Source organism: Candidatus Competibacteraceae bacterium (assembly GCA_016713505.1).
GTDB lineage: Bacteria > Pseudomonadota > Gammaproteobacteria > Competibacterales > Competibacteraceae > Competibacter_A.
In genome coordinates, this window is sequence record JADJPA010000002.1 from 201,193 (window position 1) to 225,118 (window position 23,926).

Annotated in this window: 25 protein-coding genes; 13 read left to right on the top strand and 12 right to left on the bottom strand. The window is 60.0% G+C overall.

Translation table 11 applies throughout. The features are described from left to right. Window positions 1-26: 26 nt before the first annotated feature. Window positions 27-314 carry a hypothetical protein gene (locus IPK09_15820; protein ID MBK7985065.1) on the bottom strand — a complete coding sequence of 96 codons (288 nt, stop codon included), beginning with the start codon at window positions 312-314 and terminating at the stop codon, window positions 27-29. Between the two features lie 166 nt (window positions 315-480). Here IPK09_15820 and IPK09_15825 point away from each other — a divergent pair, with 166 nt between their 5' ends. Continuing rightward, window positions 481-954, top strand: coding sequence for a hypothetical protein (locus IPK09_15825; GenBank protein MBK7985066.1), 474 nt, complete (start codon window positions 481-483; stop codon window positions 952-954). Between the two features lie 91 nt (window positions 955-1,045). On the opposite strand, the gene IPK09_15830 is transcribed toward IPK09_15825, so the two are convergent. After that, on the bottom strand, window positions 1,046-2,314 hold the full coding sequence (locus IPK09_15830) for a cytochrome C (GenBank protein MBK7985067.1): 1,269 nt from the start codon (window positions 2,312-2,314) through the stop codon (window positions 1,046-1,048). A gap of 417 nt (window positions 2,315-2,731) precedes the next feature. Between IPK09_15830 and arsS the strand changes: the two genes are divergently transcribed. The 3 genes from arsS (at window position 2,732) to IPK09_15845 (ending at window position 4,508) form a co-directional block, all read left to right on the top strand. After that, complete coding sequence (arsS, locus tag IPK09_15835; GenBank protein MBK7985068.1) at window positions 2,732-3,712, top strand: arsenosugar biosynthesis radical SAM protein ArsS; 981 nt, start codon at window positions 2,732-2,734, stop codon at window positions 3,710-3,712. Between the two features lie 73 nt (window positions 3,713-3,785). Beyond that, on the top strand, window positions 3,786-4,256 hold the full coding sequence (locus IPK09_15840) for a DUF302 domain-containing protein (GenBank protein MBK7985069.1): 471 nt from the start codon (window positions 3,786-3,788) through the stop codon (window positions 4,254-4,256). A 57-nt stretch (window positions 4,257-4,313) separates the two neighbouring features. Then, on the top strand, window positions 4,314-4,508 hold the full coding sequence (locus tag IPK09_15845) for a hypothetical protein (protein ID MBK7985070.1): 195 nt from the start codon (window positions 4,314-4,316) through the stop codon (window positions 4,506-4,508). Here IPK09_15845 and IPK09_15850 read toward each other — a convergent pair. The 3 genes from IPK09_15850 to IPK09_15860 all read right to left on the bottom strand — a co-directional run bounded on the left by IPK09_15850 (window position 4,495) and on the right by IPK09_15860 (window position 7,476). Then, window positions 4,495-5,133: a hypothetical protein gene (locus IPK09_15850; GenBank protein ID MBK7985071.1), complete on the bottom strand. Its 639-nt coding sequence runs from the start codon at window positions 5,131-5,133 to the stop codon at window positions 4,495-4,497. The two genes, IPK09_15845 and IPK09_15850, sit on opposite strands and share 14 nt — an antisense overlap. Before the next feature lie 35 nt (window positions 5,134-5,168). Continuing rightward, on the bottom strand, window positions 5,169-5,420 hold the full coding sequence (locus tag IPK09_15855) for a hypothetical protein (GenBank protein MBK7985072.1): 252 nt from the start codon (window positions 5,418-5,420) through the stop codon (window positions 5,169-5,171). Between the two features lie 190 nt (window positions 5,421-5,610). Further along, a complete protein-coding gene (locus tag IPK09_15860; protein MBK7985073.1) occupies window positions 5,611-7,476 on the bottom strand; it encodes a S8 family serine peptidase in 1,866 nt (621 codons plus the stop codon). A gap of 247 nt (window positions 7,477-7,723) precedes the next feature. On the opposite strand from IPK09_15860, the gene sugE reads away from it, so the two are divergent. Then, window positions 7,724-8,044, top strand: coding sequence for a quaternary ammonium compound efflux SMR transporter SugE (gene sugE / locus IPK09_15865; protein ID MBK7985074.1), 321 nt, complete (start codon window positions 7,724-7,726; stop codon window positions 8,042-8,044). Window position 8,045: 1 nt separating this feature from the next. After that, window positions 8,046-8,390, top strand: coding sequence for a nitronate monooxygenase (locus IPK09_15870; protein ID MBK7985075.1), 345 nt, complete (start codon window positions 8,046-8,048; stop codon window positions 8,388-8,390). Here IPK09_15870 and IPK09_15875 read toward each other — a convergent pair. Next, window positions 8,349-8,651, bottom strand: a complete 303-nt coding sequence (locus tag IPK09_15875; GenBank protein ID MBK7985076.1) for a hypothetical protein — start codon at window positions 8,649-8,651, stop codon at window positions 8,349-8,351. The genes IPK09_15870 and IPK09_15875 overlap by 42 nt on opposite strands. A 135-nt stretch (window positions 8,652-8,786) precedes the next feature. Between IPK09_15875 and IPK09_15880 the strand changes: the two genes are divergently transcribed. Continuing rightward, window positions 8,787-9,413: a LysE family translocator gene (locus IPK09_15880; GenBank protein ID MBK7985077.1), complete on the top strand. Its 627-nt coding sequence runs from the start codon at window positions 8,787-8,789 to the stop codon at window positions 9,411-9,413. A gap of 4 nt (window positions 9,414-9,417) precedes the next feature. Here IPK09_15880 and IPK09_15885 read toward each other — a convergent pair whose 3' ends face one another. Both IPK09_15885 and IPK09_15890 read right to left on the bottom strand, forming a co-directional pair. After that, window positions 9,418-9,930: a Slp family lipoprotein gene (locus tag IPK09_15885; GenBank protein ID MBK7985078.1), complete on the bottom strand. Its 513-nt coding sequence runs from the start codon at window positions 9,928-9,930 to the stop codon at window positions 9,418-9,420. Window positions 9,931-10,026: 96 nt separating this feature from the next. Beyond that, the gene (locus IPK09_15890) at window positions 10,027-10,638 is read right to left on the bottom strand and encodes a single-stranded DNA-binding protein (protein MBK7985079.1); all 612 of its coding nucleotides are present in this window, start codon (window positions 10,636-10,638) and stop codon (window positions 10,027-10,029) included. A 362-nt stretch (window positions 10,639-11,000) separates the two neighbouring features. Between IPK09_15890 and IPK09_15895 the strand changes: the two genes are divergently transcribed. After that, window positions 11,001-11,450, top strand: a complete 450-nt coding sequence (locus tag IPK09_15895; GenBank protein MBK7985080.1) for a hypothetical protein — start codon at window positions 11,001-11,003, stop codon at window positions 11,448-11,450. A 127-nt stretch (window positions 11,451-11,577) separates the two neighbouring features. Here the strand turns inward: IPK09_15895 and IPK09_15900 are convergent, their stop codons facing one another. Then, window positions 11,578-12,258, bottom strand: coding sequence for a hypothetical protein (locus IPK09_15900; GenBank protein ID MBK7985081.1), 681 nt, complete (start codon window positions 12,256-12,258; stop codon window positions 11,578-11,580). A gap of 365 nt (window positions 12,259-12,623) precedes the next feature. Here IPK09_15900 and IPK09_15905 point away from each other — a divergent pair, with 365 nt between their 5' ends. The 5 genes from IPK09_15905 (at window position 12,624) to IPK09_15925 (ending at window position 18,452) form a co-directional block, all read left to right on the top strand. After that, window positions 12,624-13,817: a glycoside hydrolase family 57 gene (locus IPK09_15905; GenBank protein ID MBK7985082.1), complete on the top strand. Its 1,194-nt coding sequence runs from the start codon at window positions 12,624-12,626 to the stop codon at window positions 13,815-13,817. A 139-nt stretch (window positions 13,818-13,956) separates the two neighbouring features. After that, window positions 13,957-14,304, top strand: a complete 348-nt coding sequence (locus tag IPK09_15910; GenBank protein ID MBK7985083.1) for a hypothetical protein — start codon at window positions 13,957-13,959, stop codon at window positions 14,302-14,304. A 370-nt stretch (window positions 14,305-14,674) separates the two neighbouring features. Further along, on the top strand, window positions 14,675-15,130 hold the full coding sequence (locus IPK09_15915) for a CBS domain-containing protein (GenBank protein MBK7985084.1): 456 nt from the start codon (window positions 14,675-14,677) through the stop codon (window positions 15,128-15,130). A 1-nt stretch (window position 15,131) separates the two neighbouring features. Continuing rightward, window positions 15,132-16,460 (top strand): ArsB/NhaD family transporter, encoded by a 1,329-nt coding sequence (locus tag IPK09_15920; GenBank protein ID MBK7985085.1) that lies wholly within the window; start codon window positions 15,132-15,134, stop codon window positions 16,458-16,460. Window positions 16,461-16,529: 69 nt separating this feature from the next. Then, entirely contained in the window at window positions 16,530-18,452 is a 1,923-nt protein-coding gene (locus IPK09_15925) for a potassium transporter Kup (GenBank protein MBK7985086.1), read from the top strand. 82 nt (window positions 18,453-18,534) lie between these two features. On the opposite strand, the gene nhaD is transcribed toward IPK09_15925, so the two are convergent. From nhaD to IPK09_15940, 3 genes are all read right to left on the bottom strand, one after another. After that, the gene (nhaD, locus tag IPK09_15930) at window positions 18,535-19,818 is read right to left on the bottom strand and encodes a sodium:proton antiporter NhaD (protein MBK7985087.1); all 1,284 of its coding nucleotides are present in this window, start codon (window positions 19,816-19,818) and stop codon (window positions 18,535-18,537) included. Between the two features lie 546 nt (window positions 19,819-20,364). Continuing rightward, the gene (locus IPK09_15935) at window positions 20,365-21,207 is read right to left on the bottom strand and encodes an SDR family oxidoreductase (protein MBK7985088.1); all 843 of its coding nucleotides are present in this window, start codon (window positions 21,205-21,207) and stop codon (window positions 20,365-20,367) included. A gap of 68 nt (window positions 21,208-21,275) precedes the next feature. Beyond that, window positions 21,276-23,912 (bottom strand): glucosidase, encoded by a 2,637-nt coding sequence (locus IPK09_15940; protein MBK7985089.1) that lies wholly within the window; start codon window positions 23,910-23,912, stop codon window positions 21,276-21,278. Between the last annotated feature and the right edge of the window lie 14 nt (window positions 23,913-23,926).

Genomic DNA, 23,926 nt, shown 5'->3' on the forward strand with positions numbered 1-23,926 from the left:
GGTCGGCGTGCGCTTGCTGGAGAAATTCACCACCGCGCGTCGAGATCGAGCTTGAGCAGCGACGGCCAAACACACTGATGCTGGTCTAGCGCGTCGTAGTTCACAGGACAGCCTTGGTCCGACCGATCCTGCAACACCCATCCTATCCAGGGTTGCAGCACCGGCGGAACCGCTGCCGGCGCATTCGAGGCGAGCGGCGCGTTTTCGAGCGGATCGGCCGCCCGAACCGGCGGCGCCCACAGCCCCGACCAAAGCACCAACGGAAACAATAGCGTGATAAAGACGCGCCGAATCGACCACTTATCGATACGCATCAGGCTTCCCTTGAAAGTCTCTTGAATGAATCAGTTGATCGCAAGACTGAAAATAGTGGAAAGTATCCAGACTGTCACTTGACCGCAGAGGCGTTCGGATCTGAGGAAGCCGCCACCTCCAAACCATGCGGATCGGTGCCGCAATCCCGTTATTGGAACCCCTATCATGCCCGCCACCCCTCACCCGCTGCTCCCCGACATCCTGACCCAGCGCGAACTGCGTGAGTGCGGCAGTTGCGGTGCTCGCTTCGTGGGCTTGCGCTGGCACAGCCGCTGCTCGGACTGCTGCCGCGGAACCCATGTTGGCCCATACCCGAACGGTCCCTCTGCCAGCGCCGAACTCAAACAGACCCAAGCGGAGTTGGCGTCGGTTCGGCTGGAACTCGCGCGACAGCAACAGCTGGCACGAGATGCAACGGCCAAGCTAGTCGAACTCGAGCGCGCCCGCGCTGTTTTGCAAATCGAGCGCGACCAGTGGAAACGCCGCTATCACGCGGTTCTCAGCCGATCAGACACGCGCTCGGCCGTCCCTCCCGACATCCTGCGGCGTCTGCTCTGGCTGTGCCATCCCGACCGGCAAGGGGAAAACGAGAACGCCAACCTCACCACGGCCTGGCTGCTCTCCCAGCGGGCACGATAATGATTCCGGGCGGCCTGAAAGCCGCCCTTGCAAACGCCGAACCCGCTTCGGAGCAATGCGGGTCTGGCGATGGCGAGTCAGGTCATGAGCGCTAGTGCGCGTTGGGATCAAAGCCGTCGGAGAGAGTTTGCAAGAAGGCGACGATGGCGTCTTCATCCTCGTCCGACAGACCGAGATTGCCCAGATCGTTGTTATTGACGTTCGCCGCCACCTCCGGCGCGGGCCAACAATCCTCGGTTAACGCTTGGGCTTCGGTATAACCATCAGGGCAATGGTCCTTGATGTCTCGCGTGTTATAGAAATGCACGATCCCCTTCAGGCTCTTGAAAAAGCCGTTGTGGGTATACGCCTTGACGAAACCTGGATTCGGCCGTTTGTCGACGTTGCGCAGCGTGGGAATCTTGTGCTTGCCGTAATTGGCCCGCCCGAGAAACCAATACCAAAGCTTGGTCTCCAGAAAACCGCCCAAACCTAAATCGACAAAGTGCGGATTGGCGTTGTAAGCCGGATTGGCGGGGTTTTTAGGCACCCCCAAATTCTCGAAGGTGAAATCGGTAAACAGCGGTTTGCCGCCGCTGGCCTCGTGGCAACGGGCGCAACGCGCCTCACCTTTGAACAGCTCGAACCCCCTCTGCTCCTGAGCCGTCAGAATGACGTTGCCTTGCAGGCTCTGATCGAGCTTCGAGCTGAAAGCGTTCGCTTCGGACGAGCCTTCGAACGCGGCGATGCTTTGCGCGATCAAGCCGTAAACCCGATCTGATGTCATCCTATCGAACAGGGAAAGCCTGACGGTCGCCCCTTCCGTGGCGCAGGCGCGCTCGATGTCGTGAGGCCAGCCGATCGCGCAGGAATACGAGCCCCAAACCTGTTGGAATTGGCCCGAATAACCGTCCGCATTGCAAACCCGATACACCACGCACGCGGAATCCGGCAACGCCTGTTCGACTGGATTCAGAAAAGGCTTTTGAGCTTGATCGGCGGTCGGGTCACCCAGCTTCTCGCCGGTCGCCCGGCCGTCCCAGAAGTTGCCGCCCACGAATTCGTTAAACCTTAAATGAAAAAACGGGCTGAATGTCGCGTAAGCCGCACTGGGGGGCTTGCGAGTTCCAAACCGGCCAACTATCGAGCCTTGATGGGCGGCGCCCGCCGCGTTGAAGGCGGCGTTGGGCCCGCTCCAACCCATCGCCGGCACATGGCAGCTCACGCAAGCCTGGTTGCGGTTGAGGGATAGGTTTCGATCAAAAAAGATCGACCGCCCAAGTTGCTCCAGAGCGGTAGCTGCGTGAACTGATACAGAAGCTATCGCAGCTATGGCCCCTACTATCACAAAAAAGAACTTATTGATTAATTTTTCTATCATTTTCTAACCTCCCAATTAAAAAACCATAGACTATTAATACTGACTGACACGGCTTCATAAAGGCATTTGAGTCAAGTGATGTCTACCACTTTCCAAATACCTGTTTAAGTTTCTGTCAAAATCGTGAAAGAATATACGGCATAAGCAAGAAATAAATAATCTACGTTTTTAGTATGATATGTATTAATACATACACATTTAATTCCCTTTAAGAAGGTGGCAACCAGCGAAGGCCTCGTTGTCCCATCGGCCGGCAAAGACTCACGTTCCGCGCGCCGGTCTCAAAAATTCGAGTCGATTGCATCCAAACGCCTGGAATTTGCGTATAAGCCAGTAACATACTGATGGTATGGAGCTTGACTCACGCGCCGGCCCGCGCCGGCCCGCCTTCCTTCCCACCTTTGGCAAACATCCGCTATGCGCGACACGTCTCCCTTGCTGGTGAAAACCGATTTTCCGGTCCTCCATCGCGGCCGTCTGGACACCGTGCAGGTCAATCTGGGTTATCGCTGCAATCAGTCCTGCACCCATTGCCATGTGGCGGCTGGCCCTCAACGCACTGAGAAAATGACCTGGGATACCATGGAGTTGGTGTTGCGCTATCTGTCGCTACGAAAGGTCGCAACGCTGGATCTGACCGGCGGCGCGCCGGAGTTGAACCCTCATTTCCGCGCCTTGGTCGCCCGCGCCCGCGCGCACGACGTTCGGGTGATCGACCGCTGCAATCTGACCGTTCTCAACGAGCCCGGCCAAGAGGATTTGGCGTCGTTCCTAGCCCGACACGCGGTCGAGGTCACGGCGTCGCTGCCCTGCTATCTGGAGGAAAACGTCGATCAACAGCGCGGCAAGGGCGTCTTTGAATCCAGCGTGACCGGCTTGCGGCAACTGAACGCGTTAGGCTATGGCCGCGACCCTAGCGGCTTGGTGCTGAATCTGGTCTACAACCCGCTCGGGCCGGTATTGCCGCCGGATCAAGCGGGGCTGGAAGCCGCCTACAAACGGGAATTGGCGAACCGCTACGGCATCGTGTTCAACCGGCTGCTGGCGCTGGCTAACATGCCGATCCAACGCTTTGGCAGCCAATTGATTTCCAAAGGACAATTCAAACCGTATATGGAACTGCTGAAATCCGCTCATCGCGATGAAAACCTGGCGGCGGTGATGTGCCGCAACCTCATCTCGGTGGACTGGCAAGGCTACGTTTACGACTGCGATTTCAATCAGATGCTGAAGCTGTCGCTCGGCGCGGGCGGGGCGAAGCCCACCCACATCGCCGCATTGCTGGAGCGGGAATTGACCGGCGCTCGGATCAGGGTCGCCGATCACTGCTACGGTTGCACCGCCGGCCAGGGTAGCAGTTGCGGCGGCGCGCTCGATTCCGCATCCGTCGCCGCGTGATAGCGCCCCCATCACGCTCGCCTCAAACACGGCGATCCGGTTTTCCAATTTACTTTTTGCTTTAGGAGTCTGTATGCCCGCTCGTATCCTGATTTCTTTTGCGGCCCTTATCGTGCTTGCGCTGGGTTTTGTCGCGCCGCTTCGTTCCGCTGAATTGCCTGGCACCCAAACCCTGGTTTCACCGCATGATTTTGAGACGCTGGTCACCAAGCTCGAAGCGGCGGTGGCCGAGCACAAACTGGCGGTGGTCGCCAAGGCCAGCGCCAGCAAAGGCGCCGCCGCGCGCGGGGTAAAAATCCCCGGTAACGCCGTGATCATGGTGTTTCGCAACGATTATGCGGTGCGGATGTTGGAAGCCAGCGCGCCCGCCGGCATCGAAGCGCCCCTGCGCTTCTACGTGACCGAGAACGCCGCCGGTAAAGCCAGTTTGACCTGGCGCGCGCCGAGCGCGACCTTTGCTCCTTACGGCAATGCCGCGCTCGATAAGATGGCTGAGGAGCTCGATCCGATTTTCGCCGCCATCGCCCGTGACGCCGTGCGCTGACGCCAACGCCTGTGGCGGCGAGACGCCGTTGATCTGCTGGCCGAGTACGTGCTGGCGATGCGTCACGGCATCGGCCTGGACAAAATCTTCTCCACCATTCTCATTTACCCGACCTTGGCCGAGGCCAACAAATACGTGGCCGGGGTTTGGAAAAAAATGCCTTCGACCGTGTGGCTTGCGCGGCCAGCAGGCGGTCGAAAGGGTCTTTATGGACCGGTGATTTCCCACAGGCTCGCGCTCAACCCTCTATAAATTTTCGCCCCTTAACGATCTTTGCTTTGACGATTTTCCACTCTTGCCCGCTCACATCCACGGCGCGAAACATGTGTTCGATCGGCCCTCCGCCGTAAAACGAATTCGCCGCCTGCATCCACGCGCCCAAAAGCGCGTCCGGGCCATTTTGGCCGGGCTGGATACGCTGGAAGAAACGATTGAGCATGACTTTATTGATCTCAACGCCGCATTGGGCCGCGTACCCAAGCAGCAACGGGTTCCAGAATAACTGGCGGAGGATTCGGATCGTCGCCTCATCTCGCAACACACTACACGCGCCCCATATCACCACCGAACAGAGTTCATGAAGCCGAAACCCGCTGGCGTTCTTGAGCAATTCCCGGCTAGGTTCCTGCTCTGTAACCACGGTTATTCTATCTGGTTTGAAATCGATAGCCGCAAAATCGCCATAGAGCGTCACGGGCGCAAAATGGCCGCTAAAATAGACCCAATCTGGCAATCCGCCAAAAAACGTGGCCAGTTGCTCGGCGGTCACCGAACTACCGATGAGCGAATTTTCGGGCGACATTCCGATCTTCTGACACCCGGCTTCCCACAGTCGCGCATCGCTGCCATCACCCAAATCCAAAGTCGAATATTTCATTCTTTCGCCCTCGATGCGCGGTTGATCCACTGAAGCTAACGGTTTTTAGCAAATCCCGCGCCATCGCCCGAGAATGTCGCAGCGCCAGATAATCCAATACGGTCATCGCTTAAACTGACCGGACCCAGTGGAACGTTCTTTTTTCCACCCCCGTCGAAACCGGACAATTGCGCTGGATGGTCCAGCAACACGGTTTTTCGCGGTATCGGAATCCAGAACGAGGCCACAGCCAGGATTGAAGCCAGCCCTAAAACGAGGGTCTGCTTGCGATGGAGTTGAGCATTCATCTCTACACGGCTCTTTGGTAGATCAAATTTAAGGTGCGATGAATCCGCTTGTTTGGTATTCCCCATCAAGCACCGCACGGTTCAAACTCAGCGCGTTATTTGATAAGAGCCGCGAGCGCGATTTACCCCATAAAAAAGGCCGACTTCCGTATCGGCCTTACAGATCGCCCGGCGGTGCGCCGAGGTGCGCTCACTGAGCGTAGTAGTTGACGTACATTCCCATCCGCAGGCTCAAGCTGGAATCGCGGGTGGCGTAACGGCGGATTTTGAAGGTGTAGTTCCCGGAAACGGTCGGCGTAAAGGTCACATCCTCAAACGGGTCATCCCAAGATGCGGAACCGCCAACGTAGCCGCCGTTCGGATCGTACACGCTCAGATCGAGATCCAAACCGATGGGGTGTGCATCGGCGCGATGGTCGTAGGTGTAAGTGCCGCGCGTGAGCCAGCTCAACACTACCCGAACCTTGTCCCATGAATTGGAGACAAACAAGGTCTTGACCACATAACCGTCGGTCGCGCCATCCTGTGCGTCGAAGGTGTTGAACGCATTGGTGCCGCCCGACCACCAGTACCAATGGCCGCTCCATTGCGCGCTGGCGAAGTCGATGCCACCCAGACCCACCTTGTCGTAGCCGCCGCTGATGGGGTCGGTGGCGCCGGCCAGCAGCTTGGCCTTCACCAACTGCGGACGGTATTGAAGATAGGTGGAATGCGACATCATGTCGGCCGCGAACGCGGCGGCATGGGGGGTGGCTTGGCTGGTACCGGTCATGGTGAAGCCACCGGCGGTCACGCTAGCGCCGGGCGAACTGATTTCGGGTTTTTCATTGCCCGTGTCAGGGTCCACGAACGGCGAACTGCTGACGATGGTGTCGTTGGCGTCATCGTAGTTAGCCACCGAGATCACGTTCAGGCCCTTGCCCGGCGAGCGCACGTTGCCGGTGCCGGCCCCCGTGTTGCCTCCGCTGTTGAACACCGCGATGTTGTTGTCGTAACTGAAATTATCCCAGTCTCGATCGAGCGTGTTATAGCTGATCGTGTCGTTGCTGCTGTGGGAGCGAGTGATGATGTGGATCGGCGAATTGCCGCCTACTCCGTCCAGATCGCTGCTCTGCGGCAGGACCGCGCCGCCGCGACAGTAGATGAACGAGTCGGGCGACACCGCCCGCAAGATGGCCCCCACATTGCGGGAATGGTCGGTCTCGCTGCCGGACAGGCGATCGTAGTTAGTGATGCGCGATTCGTCGGCGCAGCCGCTTTCGGTCATGTAAATGCCGATGCCGTTGCCGCGCGTGTTGGCGTTGGGCAGCGCCGAGGTGCTGATGCTGGTGGCGTCCATGGCGTCGTTGATGTCATCCTTGCCCGGTTCATGCGGTTCGATGCCGGCCAACACGGCGTCACGAGAATCGATCAGCGCTCGCAACTGCTTGGCGGTCAAATCGAGGGTCGCTCCCAACCGGCCTTGCGCCAACGCTTCTTCCAAGCTTTTCTGCCCGGCCAAGCCATGGCGGTTGGCCCAATCTTGCAGGCTTTGCGCGCGAGCGGTATTCCGCTTGGTGCGGGCCGCCTGCTCTTCCTGAGCGCGCCGGTCGGCATGAGCGGTCATATCGGATTCCGATATTTCCTTATCGTTGAGCAATCCCTTAACCCAGCGGCCTTTCTCGACTTCGCCCGAACCTGTTTCCAGCACTTCATTACTGACATCGACCGGCAGGTTCAAGGCGATCTCAACTTGCAGGGTCTGGCTGGTGAGCTTGGCTTGCTCCAGCTTGGTCAGCGCTTCCAGGACGCGCGGATCGACCAATGGCGCTGTGCCGCGCGGCACATCTTTTTCGTTGATGAGCTTGTTGGAGCCATCGCTAACCTCGGTGCGAACGTTGCCCTTGGCATCAATGATTTTGACGAAGGTAAAGGTCTGGCCGGCCAGAACGCGAGTTTTCTTCTCGACGGTCTGTTCGGCGGCCGAGGCTAAGGAAATCGAAGTCAGACCGTAGCTCGAAGCCAGCAGGCCGGTGATGACGGCAACATAAAGGCGAGAACGTGGTTGTACGCTCATAAAATCTAACACTCCTTCGGATGCGGGCGGGCTAGGCCTTAGCGGTTCGCCGCTCGCCCACCACTACCGAGCTGCAACCACGACCTCCCGCACACTGTCCGGGTCGGCATACTCGGTTTTCCCCCGCTAACGTTTCATGGTTCAAATCGGTTGCATCAAAATAGCGTTGTCGGTCCCAAGCGCCCGCCCAACGCGCTACCATGGCGTGTCCGCCGATTCGGCGAGCCGATCATCTTCTGGAGTGGGTATGGCGTGGGTACTGCTGGTACTGGCGGGATTGTTTGAAGTGGGTTGGGCCATCGGCTTGAAATACACCGACGGCTTCACCAAATTGTGGCCCAGCCTGGGAACGGTCGCCGCCATGGCGCTCAGTTTTGTCCTGTTGAGCGAGGCGATGAAGTCGCTAGCAGTGGGTACGGCCTACGCCGTCTGGGTCGGTGTCGGCGCGGTCGGCACCGCGCTACTGGGTATCGCCCTTTTCGACGAACCCGCCAATGCCGGCCGCCTCGTCAGCCTCGGGCTGATCGTACTAGGGATCATCGGGCTCAAACTGGCGTCACCCGGCTAAAATGAGGTCGGAAGCCGCGCCAAAACCGCCGCTGGCCGGCTTGCTGGCGCGCGTAAAAGCCTGGGGTTCAAAAATACTGGCGTCCGCCACGACGGTCGAGGAGGCGCGCTGGTTTGAAGCACGCGGCGTCGATGGCATCATCGCGCAAGGACTGGAAGCGGGCGGCCATCGGGGGATATTTTTATCGGACGATGTGACCACCCAAATCGGTACCTTCGTCCTGTTGCCGCAAATCGTGCGAGCGGTAAGCCGTCCGGTTATCGCCGCGAACCGATCGCCGCACTCTAGGCGCCAGCGGCCAGCCCTAGCGCATTCTCCTTCCGATCTCTTGCAGGTAATAATTTAAGAACACACTCATATCTTGCTGTTTCTGGGTCGGATAGTCGGAATAGGACTTGACTTGCAATAGAAATGCGCCCATCCCTACCATAAAAACCAGCCCCATCCCCAACAAAATTCCGAACCAGGGCGCCCGCTGAAAGCGACGCCCTAAGTACCATGAGACTACCGCCGTAACGAAAAGCGCGATGAGCAGTATCGGCGCGACGATCCAAAGCAGAAAGCCATTAGCGGCGACCGCATTAATACCGATGTCGTAATAGGCCATGTACATGCTCGTCAGGCTCAACGACAACCAAGTCACCCAGAGCGGAAACAAAAAATAAAGCACTGTGATGACCGACCGAAACAACCGATGGTTTTCCCTTTTTTCACCCATCGCAACCCGCTACCGCTAGCCATTATGCCGCTCGAACTCTGGCTCGCCTTCGTGGCGACTTCCGTGGTCCTGCTCATCATCCCAGGGCCTACCGTCCTGACCGTGATCAGCTATTCAGTGGCGCAGGAGCGGAGCGCCGCCGCGGCGTTGGTGGCCGCCGTGGCGCTCGGTGATTCGACCGCGCTGTTGCTGTCGCTGCTGGGCCTCGGCGCGCTGCTCGCCACCTCGGCTTGGTGGTTTACGGCGATCAAGTGGATCGGCGGTTTGTATCTGCTCTATCTGGGCGTCAAGCTGTTTCGAGCCGGCGTCTTGCCGGCCGAACCCGAGGCGTCGCCGGCATCGCTTTCGCGCTGGCGGCTGTTCGCCAACACGTATCTGGTCACGGCGCTCAATCCCAAGGGCATCGTCTTTTTCGTGGCCTTTCTACCGCAGTTTATCAGCCCCTCCGGCAGCGCGCCGCAGCAGCTTTGGCTGCTCGCCGTCACCTTCGTGGCGCTGGCGGCGGTGAACGCCACGCTCTACGCCACCTTCGCGGCGGCGGCGCGCCGGATGCTGGCATCGGCCAAATCCCAACGCCGCTTCAATCTGGCCGGAGGCTCGCTGCTGTTCGCCGCCGGCTTATGGGCGCTGCTGGTCAAACGGCCGGTCTGACGCGCTACCAAAACGGGCCGGGCCGGTAACCCCACGGATAAAACGGCCCATAACCGGGGCCGGGCCAGAACGGATCGGGAACGTAGATTACATCGGCCCCCCGCCGCTCCGACCACAGCCGATGATGTTCCACCATCACCACCGGATAGGTGTAACGATACTTGCCGACCTGACCGGCCGTGGTATCGCTCACCAGACCTACCATGGTGATAGGTCTGCCCACCGCATAGATGGCGGGGTCCAGAAAGCCGGGGACCTGCGCCAAAAAACGCCCTGCGCTGTTGTCGGCCAGGATAGGCCGGCCATAGTCTTCCAACGGATGCTCGACGATTTCCAGCCAAGTGTCCTTGCGCTGGTTGTCGACCCGCGCGATGGTGCCACCCCAACGGACCCGCGTCTGAAGAAAGATGTCGGTCCGCTCGCGCACCGCCGCCAGGGTCGGCCCTTGAAAACCGGCATCCCGAATCGGATCGTAGATCGCCGGCCCCGTCGCGCAACCGGCTATCCATCCCAACATCAACAATCCAAACCAACGGCAAGAAATGCTTCGAACGCGCGTTCTCTTTTCGATCGTCATGTTCGTACCCCTTCAAGTAGCAGCGACCCTGCCCGCTCAAACCTCTGGAGTCTGCCGGGCGCGCGTTTTCGCGGCCGATCGTTTGCGGCTTTTTGTCTCCAATCGTTCGCGGAGCCGGCGCACGCTCCCCGCCCTGGCCGCTTGGTTTGGGCCGGTCGCGAGCGGGGTCGCATTGCCAACCGCGCCAGCGGTGCCGGTTTCGTAGGTTTCGGCTGCACCGGCGGACGCAACAGCCGACGCGACGCCCGAGGCCGCATCCAGAAAGCTCAAGTCATCATCGAAAGGCTCCGCTTCATGGTCCGATAGCTCGGGTTGAAACCGGGCCGTTCGCGGCCTCGGTAACCGGACCGTCGAGGGGCGCGGCAACGCCATGATGCCGGTGGCCGTCACGGCCAGCCCGGCGCGGGGCTGCCCATTTTGGTCTTCCCACTGGTTCAGACGCGCTTTCCCGGTCATCGACACCGCATCGCCGGCCTGAAGCAGCGCCAAGTGCTCGCCGGCCTCGGCAAACGCAATGACGTTGCACCAAACGGACGAACCATCATCGACATCCGCCAGCAGCTTCGCCGTGGCGAAAGGATTGCCGTTTTTGGCAACGCGCTGCACCGGGGTTTCATACACGGTTCCAGTCAGCAAAATGTGGAGCATATGAAACGTCCAACCAGGAGCGGAATGATGAGAATACCAAGGAGTTAAATAACAGGCTTTTCAATTCCATCGTAGACCTGTTTTAAAGTTTTTGCGCGCTAAACTCACGATGATAGCGCTTGACTTCCAGCCGCCGGGCCGACTCCGCCGCCTGAGGTTGTGCGCGGTGGCCAGACCGATACCGAAACCAACCGATACCGAAACCAACCGAATCCAGCGAAACCCGCTAGCCCCTAATCGGCTTATTCCGCATGACCGCCGCCGGTCTGCTTTGCGGATTCACCGAGTAAGCGCGGCGGTCCTAAGCCTCATCGAGCGGGAATTCTAGCGTGTCTTGGCTCTTGAAAGGAGGGCTTGTCGAAATGAAATCCGAACGCGCGTTATTGGGATTTATAGCGGGTTTTTTAGCGACGCTGATTTTTCATCAATTGACGCTGGCGGTACTGTGGGCAGCGGGCTTGGCGCCCTTTGCGCCGTTCTCGCTGGCGGCGACGGCGCCGTTTGGAGTGCCGGCGGTGATTTCGCTGGCGTTTTGGGGTGGAATCTGGGGCATCCTGTTCGCCGCGCTCGACTCCCGGTTTCCCCCCGATGGCGGTTATTGGCTGGCGGCGTTTCTGTTCGGCGCCCTGGCTCCTTCACTGGTCGCTTGGCTAGTGGTCCTGCCCTTGAAAGGCCGGCCGTTGGGAGGAGGTTGGCATCCGCCGTTGCTGGTCACGGCGCTGTTGATCAACGGCGCTTGGGGTCTGGGTACCGGACTGCTTTTGCAAGCATTGTCCAAGAAATTTGGCCGGACGCCGCGGAGGGTTCCTTAACGACGCCGCCGCTCCGGGCACCTCGCCCAACCCCGGCGGCCGGTTTTGCAAGCCGGGCTTGACGCTTTTACCAGCGGGCGGGCACCGACAGCGAACCCAGCGGGAGGGTGACCCCCGGCTCCTCGGATCACGCATCCCAGGAACCGGCGATCACCCCACCCGATGCCAGGGAACCGCTCAGGGCCGCAACTGGGCCAAGGGGCCTTGATCGTCCGGGAAGGAGCCGGTGTTGAGGACCTGGATGCCGGCGTTGTGCTCGCCGTTGAAAGGCGTCACGGTGTCGGCGCAACCGGCGGCGCGGGCGTCGGCGGGCGAGTTGAACCAGAGGCCCCAGATGATAGGTGTGGACCGGGCCGGTGGGGGGGTTGGCGTCGGCGTCGGGAATGGGCGTCTCGTGCACGACCGGGGCCGGCGCGACGTTCGGCGCGACGATGAAGGTTTCGATGTTGAAGCGGCCGACGAAGCGGGCCTTGCCCTTGCCTTTGGCGTTGGTGGTGAGGTCGCCCTGATACCAGGACAGCCCGAACGGGAGGTTGGGCACCTGGATGACGAACACGTCGAAGGCGGTATTGGCGGGCAACCCTTCGACCTTGACGCTCATCAGCTCCGCGCTTTCGCCGGCGTCGATGCTCACCTCGCCCCTGGCGTTTGGCAGGCATTGTCGCACCCCCCCGGAAGGCGTCAGATCGAAGCGGATATCCTCGCTCGCCTCAACCGGGCCGACAGTGGCGCCTAATAGGGCCAGGGCCGCAAAAACAGCGCTTTTGCAATAGAATGGCAGCGAACGAGAATGAATAATGGCATTCATGATGATGAACCTCTCACAGTTAAACGGTCGGTGAAATCTTGCGATCCCCTTACTGTTCCCCGGCCGGCGCGCAAAGGTTCATCCATCCGATAAATTTTAGAGAGGAAAAGAGCAACAGCCCGCCGGCGGACCGGCGCCGGCGCGTCGATCCGCCGGTTGCCAGACGCCGGCATGGCGCGCGCATAGCGGCTCTCTATATGCTTTAGGGCCATCGGCTTCTATGATGTATCCGGCCATCAACCGGATAGCTCCCCGCGCCCAGACTTGAGAGGCGCGGCTCGGGCATGGCGTTACTTGCCGCTTTTCTCAAGCCCGTCAGAAGGCTTAACGCCATTGCTCTCTAACGATAATCGAGGATACGCCCGATGCGAGACATTTATCACGCCCTGGTGCTGAACATGCACCAGCCTCCCCAGAATCTCGAAAACCTGCTCGATAGCAACGAGTGGGAGGTCAAGGAAATCCTGTTTGCCTACGACCGAATGCCGCGCGTGCTCTGGGCGTATCAGGATATCGCTCGCATCCATCTCTCTCTGTCGGGAACCTTGCTGGAAACCCTCTCCAACCCCGCCTTTCAAAGCCGGGTCTACGGCGCGGTGGATTGCGGCAAACTGCTCTGGCACCTGCAAAACCAGCAATTGTTCGAAGTGCTCGGCACCGGCTATTACCACCCGGTGCTGGCCCTGATCCCGGAAGCCGATTGGGACGAGCACATCACGCGCTGGCAAGCCCTCGCCGGCCACCTGCTGTGGCGGACTCAGTTCAACGGCTTCTGGCCGCCGGAAATGGGTTTCGACATGCGGATGATCCCACATTTGCGCAAAGCCGGTTACCGCTATGTGATGGTGGACTGCGAGTATGTGGACCCGGTCGGCGCGATGAGCTGGCAGGAGTTGCGCTACCGGCCCCACATCGCCGAATACGACGGCGAACAAATCGTGATCGTGGTGCGCGATCGCGAACTGTCCGACGCCCAACTGTCCGGCATGGACTACGGCTGGTTCCATCACGAACTGCAAGAGCGGACCAAATGGTGTGATTTCCCGCCGCTGGTCGCCACCGCCACCGACGGTGACAACGGCGGCTGGTTCCGCAACGTCTCCGAGAACGCCAACTTCTGGAATTATTTCTATCACGAGGCCCTGGAGGAAATTCGGGCCGGCCGCTCGGCGATGAAGCCTGTTTTCATCAGCGATTACCTGAACCGGTTCGGCGCGCACGGGCAAGTCACGGTCCGGCGCGGCGCTTGGAATACCGACGCCCATCACGGCTGGGACTTTCATCAGTGGCAGGGTTCCTGGATCCAGCGCGACACCCTGGTCCGCGTGCACGACCTCAGCCGGGAGTTTCATCGGGTGACGGAAGCGGCGGCGCGGGCCGGCGACCTTAATCCGGAGCTGGCGCGGGTCATTCATGAAGCGCACTGGCACCTGCTGCGCGCCGAAACCAGTTGTAATTTCTACTGGGGCGAAGCTTGGGTTCACAAAACCCACGCCGACTTGGATGATGTCGCCTGGCACTTGGGTGAAGCCAAGTCCCTGTTGGGGGACCGCCTGTAGCCACAGCGCCGCCGGGATCGCGGGCGTACCGGCCGTCGCGCTCGCCGATCCCTTTATCGATCGTGCCATCCGGCCATCGAGCTTATCGCCCAACGCGTTCCCGCTGACAACCGCGGGACGGTCAACGGAGATTTCCACCATGCCGCTGCTCACCCTGCAAACATCGGTGCGCCTGTCCAACCAACAGCGTTATAACCTGCTCGCGCCGCTCTCAAAAATCGTGTCCGAGTGCACCGGCAAGCCCGAACGCTACGTCATGGTCGCCGTCAGCGAAGCCGCCATGCTGATGGACGGCGCGGACACGCCGGCCGCTTACGCCGACATCCGCAGCATCGGCGGCCTGAACAACGCAATCAATCGCCAGCTGTCCGAGCGAATCTGCGCCCTGCTTCAAGAGCAGCTCGACATTTCGCCCGCTCGGGTTTATCTCGGCTTCACTGACGTCAGCGCCGAAAATTGGGGTTGGGACAGCGGGACGTTTGGCTAGCGTTCACCGGCCACTATCGCGGAGGGTTCCAATGGGGCAACCACCCCCCAAACCCACGGCGTCTTTCACCTGCGCCGATCACCGCCGCTGGCCTGATGCCGAGCGCTGGGAATTGCTCGACGGTGAAGCTTACGCCACGGCCGCGCCCGGCCTCGCTCATCAGAGCGTGGTCGGTGCATTGTTCCGATCCCACCGATCACGCCGCCATCGTTTACACTTTGAACGCCAACGGGGCTTACGGTAAATCGGCCATTCACGAAACCACAGGAAATCCGCCATCCGGCCTGTTTCCTGAGCTACTCGTGGACTGGGGATTGATTTTTCAGGAGGCAACCGTTCAGCCGACCCCTCCCCCAACCAAGGATTTTCCATGACCGCTCAAAACCTCATGAATCCCAAGCCGGTGACGCTGCGGCTCACCGACACGGTGGCCGCCGCCGCCGAGTACATCATTAAAGAGCATTTGCGTCATATCCCCGTGATCGATGATCAGAGCCGTTATGCCGGAACGTTCAGTATCTACTCATTGCTGCAACTCGCCCTGCCCAAGGCGGTGACCATGAAGGAGGGTTTGTCGAATGCCGGTTTCGTCAATGAAGAAGCCCCTGAACTGGCCAAACGCCTGCGCGAGCGCGGCAACGAACCGGTTTCAAAGTGGCTGAGCAAAGATCCGGTGCTTCACCCCGATTCCTCGGCGATGGACGCATTGCTGCTCCTGCTGCAAGGCCATGTCAGCGTGCCGGTGGTGGACAAGCAAAGCCAGCGCCTGGTTGGGATGATTTCATCCTGGAATGTCATCGAAAAATTGACGGCGGAGAATAAATAAAATGCACGGTTCCGAAGGAGTCGCCTCTACGGGGTATATGTGGGTCGCCGCCATCCTGTTCGTCATCACCTACGGGGTGGTGATGAGCGAAAAGGTCAACCGCGCCATCGTCGCGCTGGTGGCGGCGGGTTTGATGATCATCCTGGGCGTCATCAATCAGGAACAGGCCATTCGCGGCATCGATTTCAACACCATCGGCCTGCTGATCGGCATGATGCTGATCGTCGCCATCACCCGCCAGTCCGGCATTTTTCAATATATGGCGATCTGGTCGGCCAAGAAGGTCAACGCCAATCCCTGGGGCATTCTGGTGATGATTTCGCTGGTGACGGCGGTCACCTCGGCGTTTCTGGATAATGTCACCACCGTGCTGCTGGTGGTGCCGGTCACGCTGCTGATCACCGAGGAACTGAAGGTTAATCCCTATCCCTATCTGTTCTCGATGATTTTCTCCTCCAACATCGGCGGCACCGCCACCCTGATCGGCGATCCGCCTAACATCATGATCGGTTCGGCCACCGGCCTGACCTTCAACGACTTCGCCTGGAATTTGGCGCCGGTCATCATCGTGGTGCAGATCGCCACGCTGATCCCGATCTATTTCATCTGGGGTCGCCAACTTAGGGCCAACGCTGAGGATCGCCAGCGGGTGATGCAGTTCAACGAATTTGAAGCGATCAAGGATTGGCGTTTGCTCAAACAATGTCTGAGCGTGATCGGCTTGGTGGTGTTCGGCTTCATCTTCGCCAAGTGGCTGCATCTGGAAGCGGCCACCATTGCGATTTTCGGCGCGGCGGTGCTGCTGCTGCTGGCCAACTTCGGCCGCGATCCGGAACACCAGAGCAAACATGTGTTAGACGCCTTTAACGAAGTGGAATGGATTACCATTTTCTTCTTCGTTGGCTTGTTCATCGTGGTGCATGGCGTGGACAGCACCGGCCTGCTGAAAGTGCTGGCGGAAAAAATGCTGGCGCTGACCGGCGGCAACCTGAACGCCACCGCGATGGTGATTCTGTGGTCCTCGGCGGTCCTGTCGGCGATCATCGACAACATTCCCTTCGTCGCCACCATGATCCCGCTGATCAAGGCGATGGCGCCGACCTTCGGCGGGCCGGAAGGGTTGATGCCGCTGTGGTGGGCCTTGTCGCTGGGCGCGTGCCTGGGCGGCAACGGCACCTTGATCGGAGCCAGCGCCAATCTGGTGGTCGCGGGCTTTGCCGAACGGGCCGGTCAACCGATCCGCTTCATGCGCTATACCATGGTCGCCTTCCCCATCATGCTGATGTCGATCTTTATCTGCATGTACTACTTGGAATGGCGATATTTGTAACGTGCCGTAGCCCTGTATCCGTCGGGTAACGCCCGACGGGCGGGGCCGTCTTCCGATGAAACTTTGCAGATGAACGCTCCCGCCGATCCGGCCCTGGCCGACTCCGCCCCGGCCGATGGGTCCGTCCCGCACGATTCTCGTCTCCTGCCGGTAGCCCTGGCCGCCTTGGGCGTGGTGTTCGGCGATATCGGCACCAGCCCGCTGTACGCCATGCGCGAATGCTTCGGCGGCCACTACGGCTTGGCTCCCACCCATGACAACGTGTTGGGCGTCCTGTCGCTGATTTTCTGGGCGCTGATCGTCGTTATTTCGATCAAATACGTGACTTTTGTGATGCGCGCCGACAATCGTGGCGAAGGCGGGATTCTGGCGTTGCTGGCGCTGACCACGCACCACTTCAAGGGCGGTGCGAAACAGCGCGCCTGGCTGGTCGGCTTGGGTATTTTTGGGGCAGCGCTCTTCTATGGCGATGGCGTGATCACGCCGGCGATTTCGGTGTTGAGCGCGGTCGAGGGGCTGCACATCGCCACCCCGCTGCTGGACCGCTACGTGGTTCCCATCACCCTCATCATTTTGGTGGGGCTGTTTCTGATCCAATCGCGCGGTACAGCGCGGGTGGGCGCTTATTTCGGCCCGGTCATGGTGCTATGGTTTTCGACCCTGGCGCTGCTGGGATTGGTGAGCATGGTGCAAGCGCCGCAGGTATTGGCGGCGTTCGATCCCCAATATGCGCTGGCTTTCTTCGCTATCAATCGTTGGACCGGTTTTCTGGTGATGGGATCGGTATTCCTGGCGGTGACCGGCGGCGAGGCGCTGTATGCCGACATGGGGCATTTTGGCAAGCGGCCGATCCGCCTGGCTTGGTTTTCCTTCGTGCTACCCGCCATCGCGCTCAATTATCTCGGCCAAGGCGCGCTGCTGCTGCGCGATCCGACGGCGGTCAGCCATCCGTTTTACCTGCTCGCGCCGTCCTGGCTGCTGTATCCGCTGGTGGCGTTAGCGACCCTGGCCACGGTCATCGCCTCGCAGGCGGTGATTTCCGGCGTGTTTTCCGTCACTCGCCAGGCCGTGCAACTGGGTTACTGCCCGCGGATCGCCATCCGCCACACCTCGGATCAGGCCATCGGTCAGATTTACGTGCCCGCCGCCAACTGGGCTTTGCTGGTCGCGGTGCTCGTGCTGGTGCTCGGCTTTCACACCTCATCCAACCTAGCCGCCGCTTACGGTATCGCGGTGACCATCGCCATGGTGATCGACACGCTGCTGGTGCTGACGCTGGCCCGCATCGCTTGGGGCTGGAGCTGGCCGCATATCGGCTTGGCGGTCGCGGCGTTCCTGATGCTCGAAGTCGCTTTTCTAAGCGCCAACGCCCTCAAGATCCCGCACGGCGGCTGGATTACTTTGTTGATCGCGGGCGCTATTTTCACGCTGATGATCACCTGGAAAGACGGCCGCAAGCTGCTGAATCAACGGCTACAAGAAAACGCCATGCCGTTGGATTTGTTTCTGCAAAGCCTGAACGAAGGTTCCACCCTGCGGGTACCAGGTACGGCGGTGTTTCTCACCAGCACCCCCGATGGCGTACCGAATGCGCTGCTGCACAACATGAAACATAACAAAGTGGTGCATGAACGCTTGGTCCTGCTGACTGTGAAGCCGGAGGAAATCCCTCGCCTCAAGGACGAGGAACGGGTCAGCGTGCATCCTCTGGGACACAACGCCTGGCGGATCGTTGTCCGCTACGGTTTCATCGAAGATCCGAATCTGCCGCAAGCGCTAGTGTTGTGCGAACGCTACGGCTTGCACTTTGAGATGATGGACACCACCTTCTTTCTGGGACGGGCGACGCTCATTCCCACCACGCGGGCCGGCATGGCGCTGTGGCGCGAAAAGCTGTTCGCCAGCCTGTTTCGCAGTGCGATCCGCCCGATGGATTTTTTCCGCATCCCCTATGGCCGGGTGGTGGAAATGGGCACTCAGGTGGAGTTGTAAGCCGGCGACCCGCCCTTGCCCTAGCTTTGTCCGGGGTCGCCAGCAAGCCCTGAATTTTCAGCCACGCATGAACCGGCCGCCGTCAGCGCACTATTTGATACTGGAGCAGATAGGCCCCCGCCCCCGCGAAATAGCCAATCAGCGCCAGCCAGCTAATCTTCCGCACGTACCAAAAGAAGTGAATCTTCTCTAGGCCCATGGCCGCCACGCCGGCCGCCGAGCCGATAATCAGAATCGAGCCACCCGTTCCCGCGCAATAGGCCAGAAATTCCCAGAGAAAGTGGTCGGCGGGATACCGCTCCAGGCTATACATGCCCATCGAAGCGGCCACCAAGGGAACGTTATCGACCACGGCGCTGACCAGGCCGATGATCAAAACGATGACATCCTCCCGTCCCACCGTCCGATCCAGCCACTGGGCCAGCGAAGCCAAGATGTGCGTGTGCTCCAGCGTGGCCACGGCCAGCAGAATGCCGATGAAGAACACGATGGAACTCATGTCGATGCGGCTTAGGGCGTGCACCAGCGTCAGGGGCTGCTTGTCTTCATCCTGCTTGTGACGATGCACCAGATCACCGACCAGCCAGAGGATGCCCAAGCCGAACAAGATACCCATGAAAGGCGGCAGATGCGTGATGGTCTTAAACACCGGGACGGCGACCAGGATACCGATACCGAGGAAAAACATCAGATTGCGTTCGAATTCCGTCGTGAGCGAGCCACGATCGCTCTCGTCGAGTTGCGGCGACTCGACCGGCTTGCCGCGCAGGAGATACGCCGTCACCGCCAAGGGGACCACCATGCTCAGCACGGCGGGAATGAAGACTGACATCATGATCGCCAGCGTCGTGATCTCACCGCCGATCCAGAGCATGGTGGTGGTGACATCGCCGATGGGCGACCACGCGCCTCCCGAATTGGCGGCGATGACGATGATGCCCGCGAAGAACAGGCGATCCTCATGCTTGGCCAACAGTTTTCGCATCAGCGAAATCATGACGATGGTGGTGGTCAGGTTGTCCAGCACCGCGCTGAGGAAGAACGTCACAAAGCCCACCAGCCACATCAGCGAGGACAGTTGGGTCGTTCGAATACGTTGGGTGATGACGGCAAAGCCATTGTGCGCATCCACCACTTCAACGATGGTCATGGCCCCCATCAGGAAAAAGACGATCTGAGCGGTCGCCATGACCGACTCCCCCAGCTCCTCCCCCACTTTATGTGGCTCGCCGCCCGCCAAGGCATAGATGGTCCAGAGCAGCCCCGCGCCCAGCAGCGCGGAGGCTGACTTGTTGATCTTGATGGGATGCTCCAGCGCGATGGCGGCGTAAGCGACAACAAAAACGAGGACGAGCAAAGTCAGCATCTCAAATGATCCTGGTGGGAGATGGGGGAGTTACTGTTGGCTGGGGAAAGCCTGCTGATCGCTAGGGACGCAACACATCCCCACTGTGTACAGAGTAGTAGAGAATCAGGCTGATTAACGGGGCAATTATTTATCCGCCACGACTCATGGTAAGCGTCGGACGCCACAGCGGCAGATAAAGAGGATACCGCTTGATAGAACCAGCCAAACAGGATAGAGGCCGGTAGTAAGAACGCTCCGGTCGGGAGTGACCGCTGCACACCTTCCGTCGTTTGAAGGCGCACAAAATCGACAGACTCAAACCCGCCGACTACTTTTGCTCGCCAGGACAGCAGGTTCGACGGGTGCGGTGCGCGGATGCCATACCGGGTCGCTATCGGCGTGCTTCCCGATGAAAGCGATCGGTCATGTAGCAAGCTCCAGAACGCCAGCCTTCACGCCAACCGGCGGCCGTTGAATGCGCCGGAGGATGCCGGCCAGCACCCGGCAAATCCGCGCCTGTCCGCCAGCGCGGGTCAAACGGGGTTATCCGGCGAGCGAACCGGGTTAACCGCCGGTGGCAAAACCGGGATAGCAGGTCATGCCGCCGTCCACAAACAAGGTGGTGCCGTTGATGTAATCGGCCATGTCGGAGGCCAGAAACACCGCCGCCTGCGCGATGTCTTCCGGCTCGCCGATGCGCTTGTAGGGAACCAGCTCCATCAGCTTGGCGTAGGCTTCCGGGGCTTCCCAGGCCGGGCGGTTGATCGGGGTGCGGATCGCGCCGGGCGCGATGCTGTTGACCCGGATGCGAAACGGCGCCAGCTCCTGCGCCATGCTTTGCATCAGCATGTTGATGGCACCCTTGGACGCGGCGTAGTTGGCGTGGCCGGCCCAAGGGATGATCTGATGGACCGAACTCATGCAGATGATCTTGCCGGCGGCCGCGGACACCGCCTCGTTGACGCCGCGTCGCTTGAATTCCTTGATCGCCTCGCGGGCGCACAGGAACTGCCCGGTCAAGTTGACATCGATGACCGTATTCCATTGTCCCAGGGTCATCTCGTCGATTCTGGCGTCGCGCTGCACACCGGCGTTGGCCACCAGAATGTCGATGGTTCCAAAAGCCTCGAACATGGCCTTGTACAGAGACTGCACCTCAGCTTCCTTGGAAACATCGGCCTTGACCGCGATCGCCTTGACTCCGAAGCCTTCGATGGCCCCGACGATTTCTCGGGCGGTCTCTTCATTGGCGACAAAATTGACCACGACATCGGCCCCAGCCTTCCCCAGGCCGAGGGCGACCGCCTTGCCGATACCGGAACTGGCACCCGTGACCAGGGCCTTCTGGCCGGCGAGAATCTGGGGACAGGCATAGCTGGGCAAGGTGGTGTTGTGGGGCGTGGGCATCGCAGGGTCTCCGCTCGCGTTAAAAGGGACAGCTTGAGAGTTCGGGTTAAAACAATTCGACCGATAAACTAGCCCGGCCGATACATCTCATTGATGAGACTGGCGATCAGGGCGGTCCAGCCGGTTTGGTGGCCGGCACCGATCCCGTGCCCATCATCGCCATGAAAATATTCGTAAAATAACAGATGGTCCTTGAAATAAGGATCGGTTTGCAGGAGATCGCAAGCCCCGAACAGCGGGCGACAACCGCCGGCGTCGCGCAGGAACAGCCGGCTGAGGCGACGGCACAGTTCGTCGGCGACTTCGTTCAGCGTCAGCCAAATGCCCGAACCGGTCGGGCATTCCACCTTGACCCCATCGCCATAATAGCGATCGAAGCGGCGCAGGCTCTGAATCAGCAGGTAGTTGACCGGCATCCAGATCGGCCCGCGCCAGTTGGAGTTCCCGCCGAACAAACCGCTGGTGGATTCTCCCGGCTGGTAGCGGACCTCGTAACCCGCTCCCTCGCATTCAAAACGGTAGGGATGGTCGAGGTGATAGCGCGACAGCGCCCGGATGCCGTAAGGAGACAGAAATTCTTTTTCATCCAGCATTTTCTGGAGCAACGCCTTCATGCGGACGATGCGCACCAGCGACAGCAGGCGCCGCCGCTCCTGGCCCGGTTGCTCCCAGCGCGACACCAGCTTCGCCAGATCGGGGCGATAGTTAAGAAACCATTTCAAGCGGCCATCAAAGCCCTTCAAACCCTCCAGCACGTCCTCGGTGATCACTTCCACCGCGAACAGCGGAATCAGACCGACCATGGAGCGAATGCGGACCGGCGTTTTCTGGCCGTCGGGCAAAGACAGCACATCGTAAAAAAAACCGTCTTGCTCGTCCCATAGCTCGATTCCCTGGTCGCCAAGATTGTTCAAGGCGGCGGCGATGCTCAAAAAGTGTTCGAAAAATTTGGTGGCGATGTCTTCGTAAACGTGATTGTGGTGGGCCAGTTCCAGGGCGATCCGGGTCAGATTGAGGGAATACATCGCCATCCAGGCCGTGCCGTCGGCCTGATTGAGAAAGCCGCCGGTAGGGAGCGGCTTGGAGCGGTCGAACACGCCGATATTGTCAAGGCCCAAGAAGCCCCCTTGGAAGATGTTGCGGCCTTCGACATCCTTGCGGTTCACCCACCAGGTGAAGTTGAGCATCAGCTTGTGAAACACTCGTTCCAGAAACGCCAGATCGCTGACGCCGCCGTGTTGGTCGCGATCCGCTTGATAGACTTTCCAGGCCGCCCAAGCGTGCACCGGGGGGTTCACATCGCCGAAACTCCATTCGTAGGCGGGCAATTGGCCGTTAGGGTGCATGTACCATTCCCGGCACAGCAGGACCAGTTGGTCCTTGGCCGATTGCGGGTCCACCAGCGCCAGCGCCACGCAATGGAACGCCAGATCCCAGGCGGCGAACCACGGATACTCCCATTTGTCGGGCATGGAAATGATGTCGGCGTTGTTCAGATGCCGCCAATCGCTGTTGCGGCCGTGGCGGCGATTTTCGGGCGGCGGTGGCTGGCCGTGGTCGCCATCCAACCATTGCGGGATGTCGTAGTAGTAAAACTGCTTGCTCCACAACAGGCCGGCCAGCGCCTGCCGTTGCACCAGCCGAGCGTCGGCGTCGCTGACGTTCTTTTGGGTCTCGGCATAAAAAACGTCGGCCTCTTGCCGCCGCTTTTCCAGCAGATCGGCGAAATCGGCGAAGGCATCACCAGCGCCGCGGTCGGGCCGCAAGCGCACGCGCAGCGCCTGACCGCCGCCCGCTGGCAGATCGAACACAAACCAGCCGGCCGCCTTGGTGCCGGCGCGCTCCGGGTTCACTGCCCCCTCCTGGCCGTGAATCAGATAATCATGGAAAGCGTCCTTGAAATAACCCGGCGCATCGGCTTTGCCGGACAGCCGGCGCGCGTTGGTCTCGTTGTCGCAGAACAGTAAATCTTGCGGGCCGTCGAAATCGGCCACCCGCTGACCGGTGGGATGATCGACCAGCACGCGCCGGTCGCCTTGGGCGCGCAAGCTGGGCTTGACGGCGCCCTCGAACCAGTTCCAGGTATTACGGAACCAAAGCTGCGGCAACAGATGCAAGCGGGCCGGTTCCGGTCCGCGATTATGGGCGGTGACCTTCAGCAGAATATCGTCGACATCGGCCTTGGCATACTCGATATCGACATCGAAGTAGCGGTTGTCGGCAAAGATGCCGGTATCCATCAGCTCGAATTCCGGCTCCATTTTACCGCGCCGCCGGTTCTCCTCGATCAGCCGCTGGTAGGGATACGCTGCTTGCGGGTACTTATAGAGCATCCGGGCGTAGGAGTAGGTCGGCGTCGCATCGAGGTAGTAATACAATTCTTTGACATCTTCGCCGTGGTTGCCTTCCTGGTTGGTCAATCCGAACAAGCGCTCCTTGAGAATCGGATCTTGGCCGTTCCACAAGGCCACCGCCAAACACAGAATTTGCCGGTCGTCGCAGAACCCGCCGAGGCCGTCCTCACCCCAGCGGTAGGCTCGGCTGCGGGCCTGTTCGTGGGTGAAATAATCCCAAGCAGTGCCGTACTCGCTGTAATCTTCTCGCACCGTACCCCATTGTCGCTCGCTCACGTACGGACCCCAACACCGCCAGGTCGGTTGGTCCATGCGCTGGCGTTCGGGGTCGGCCGGCTTGTCGGGTGGCATAAGGTGATCCTTCA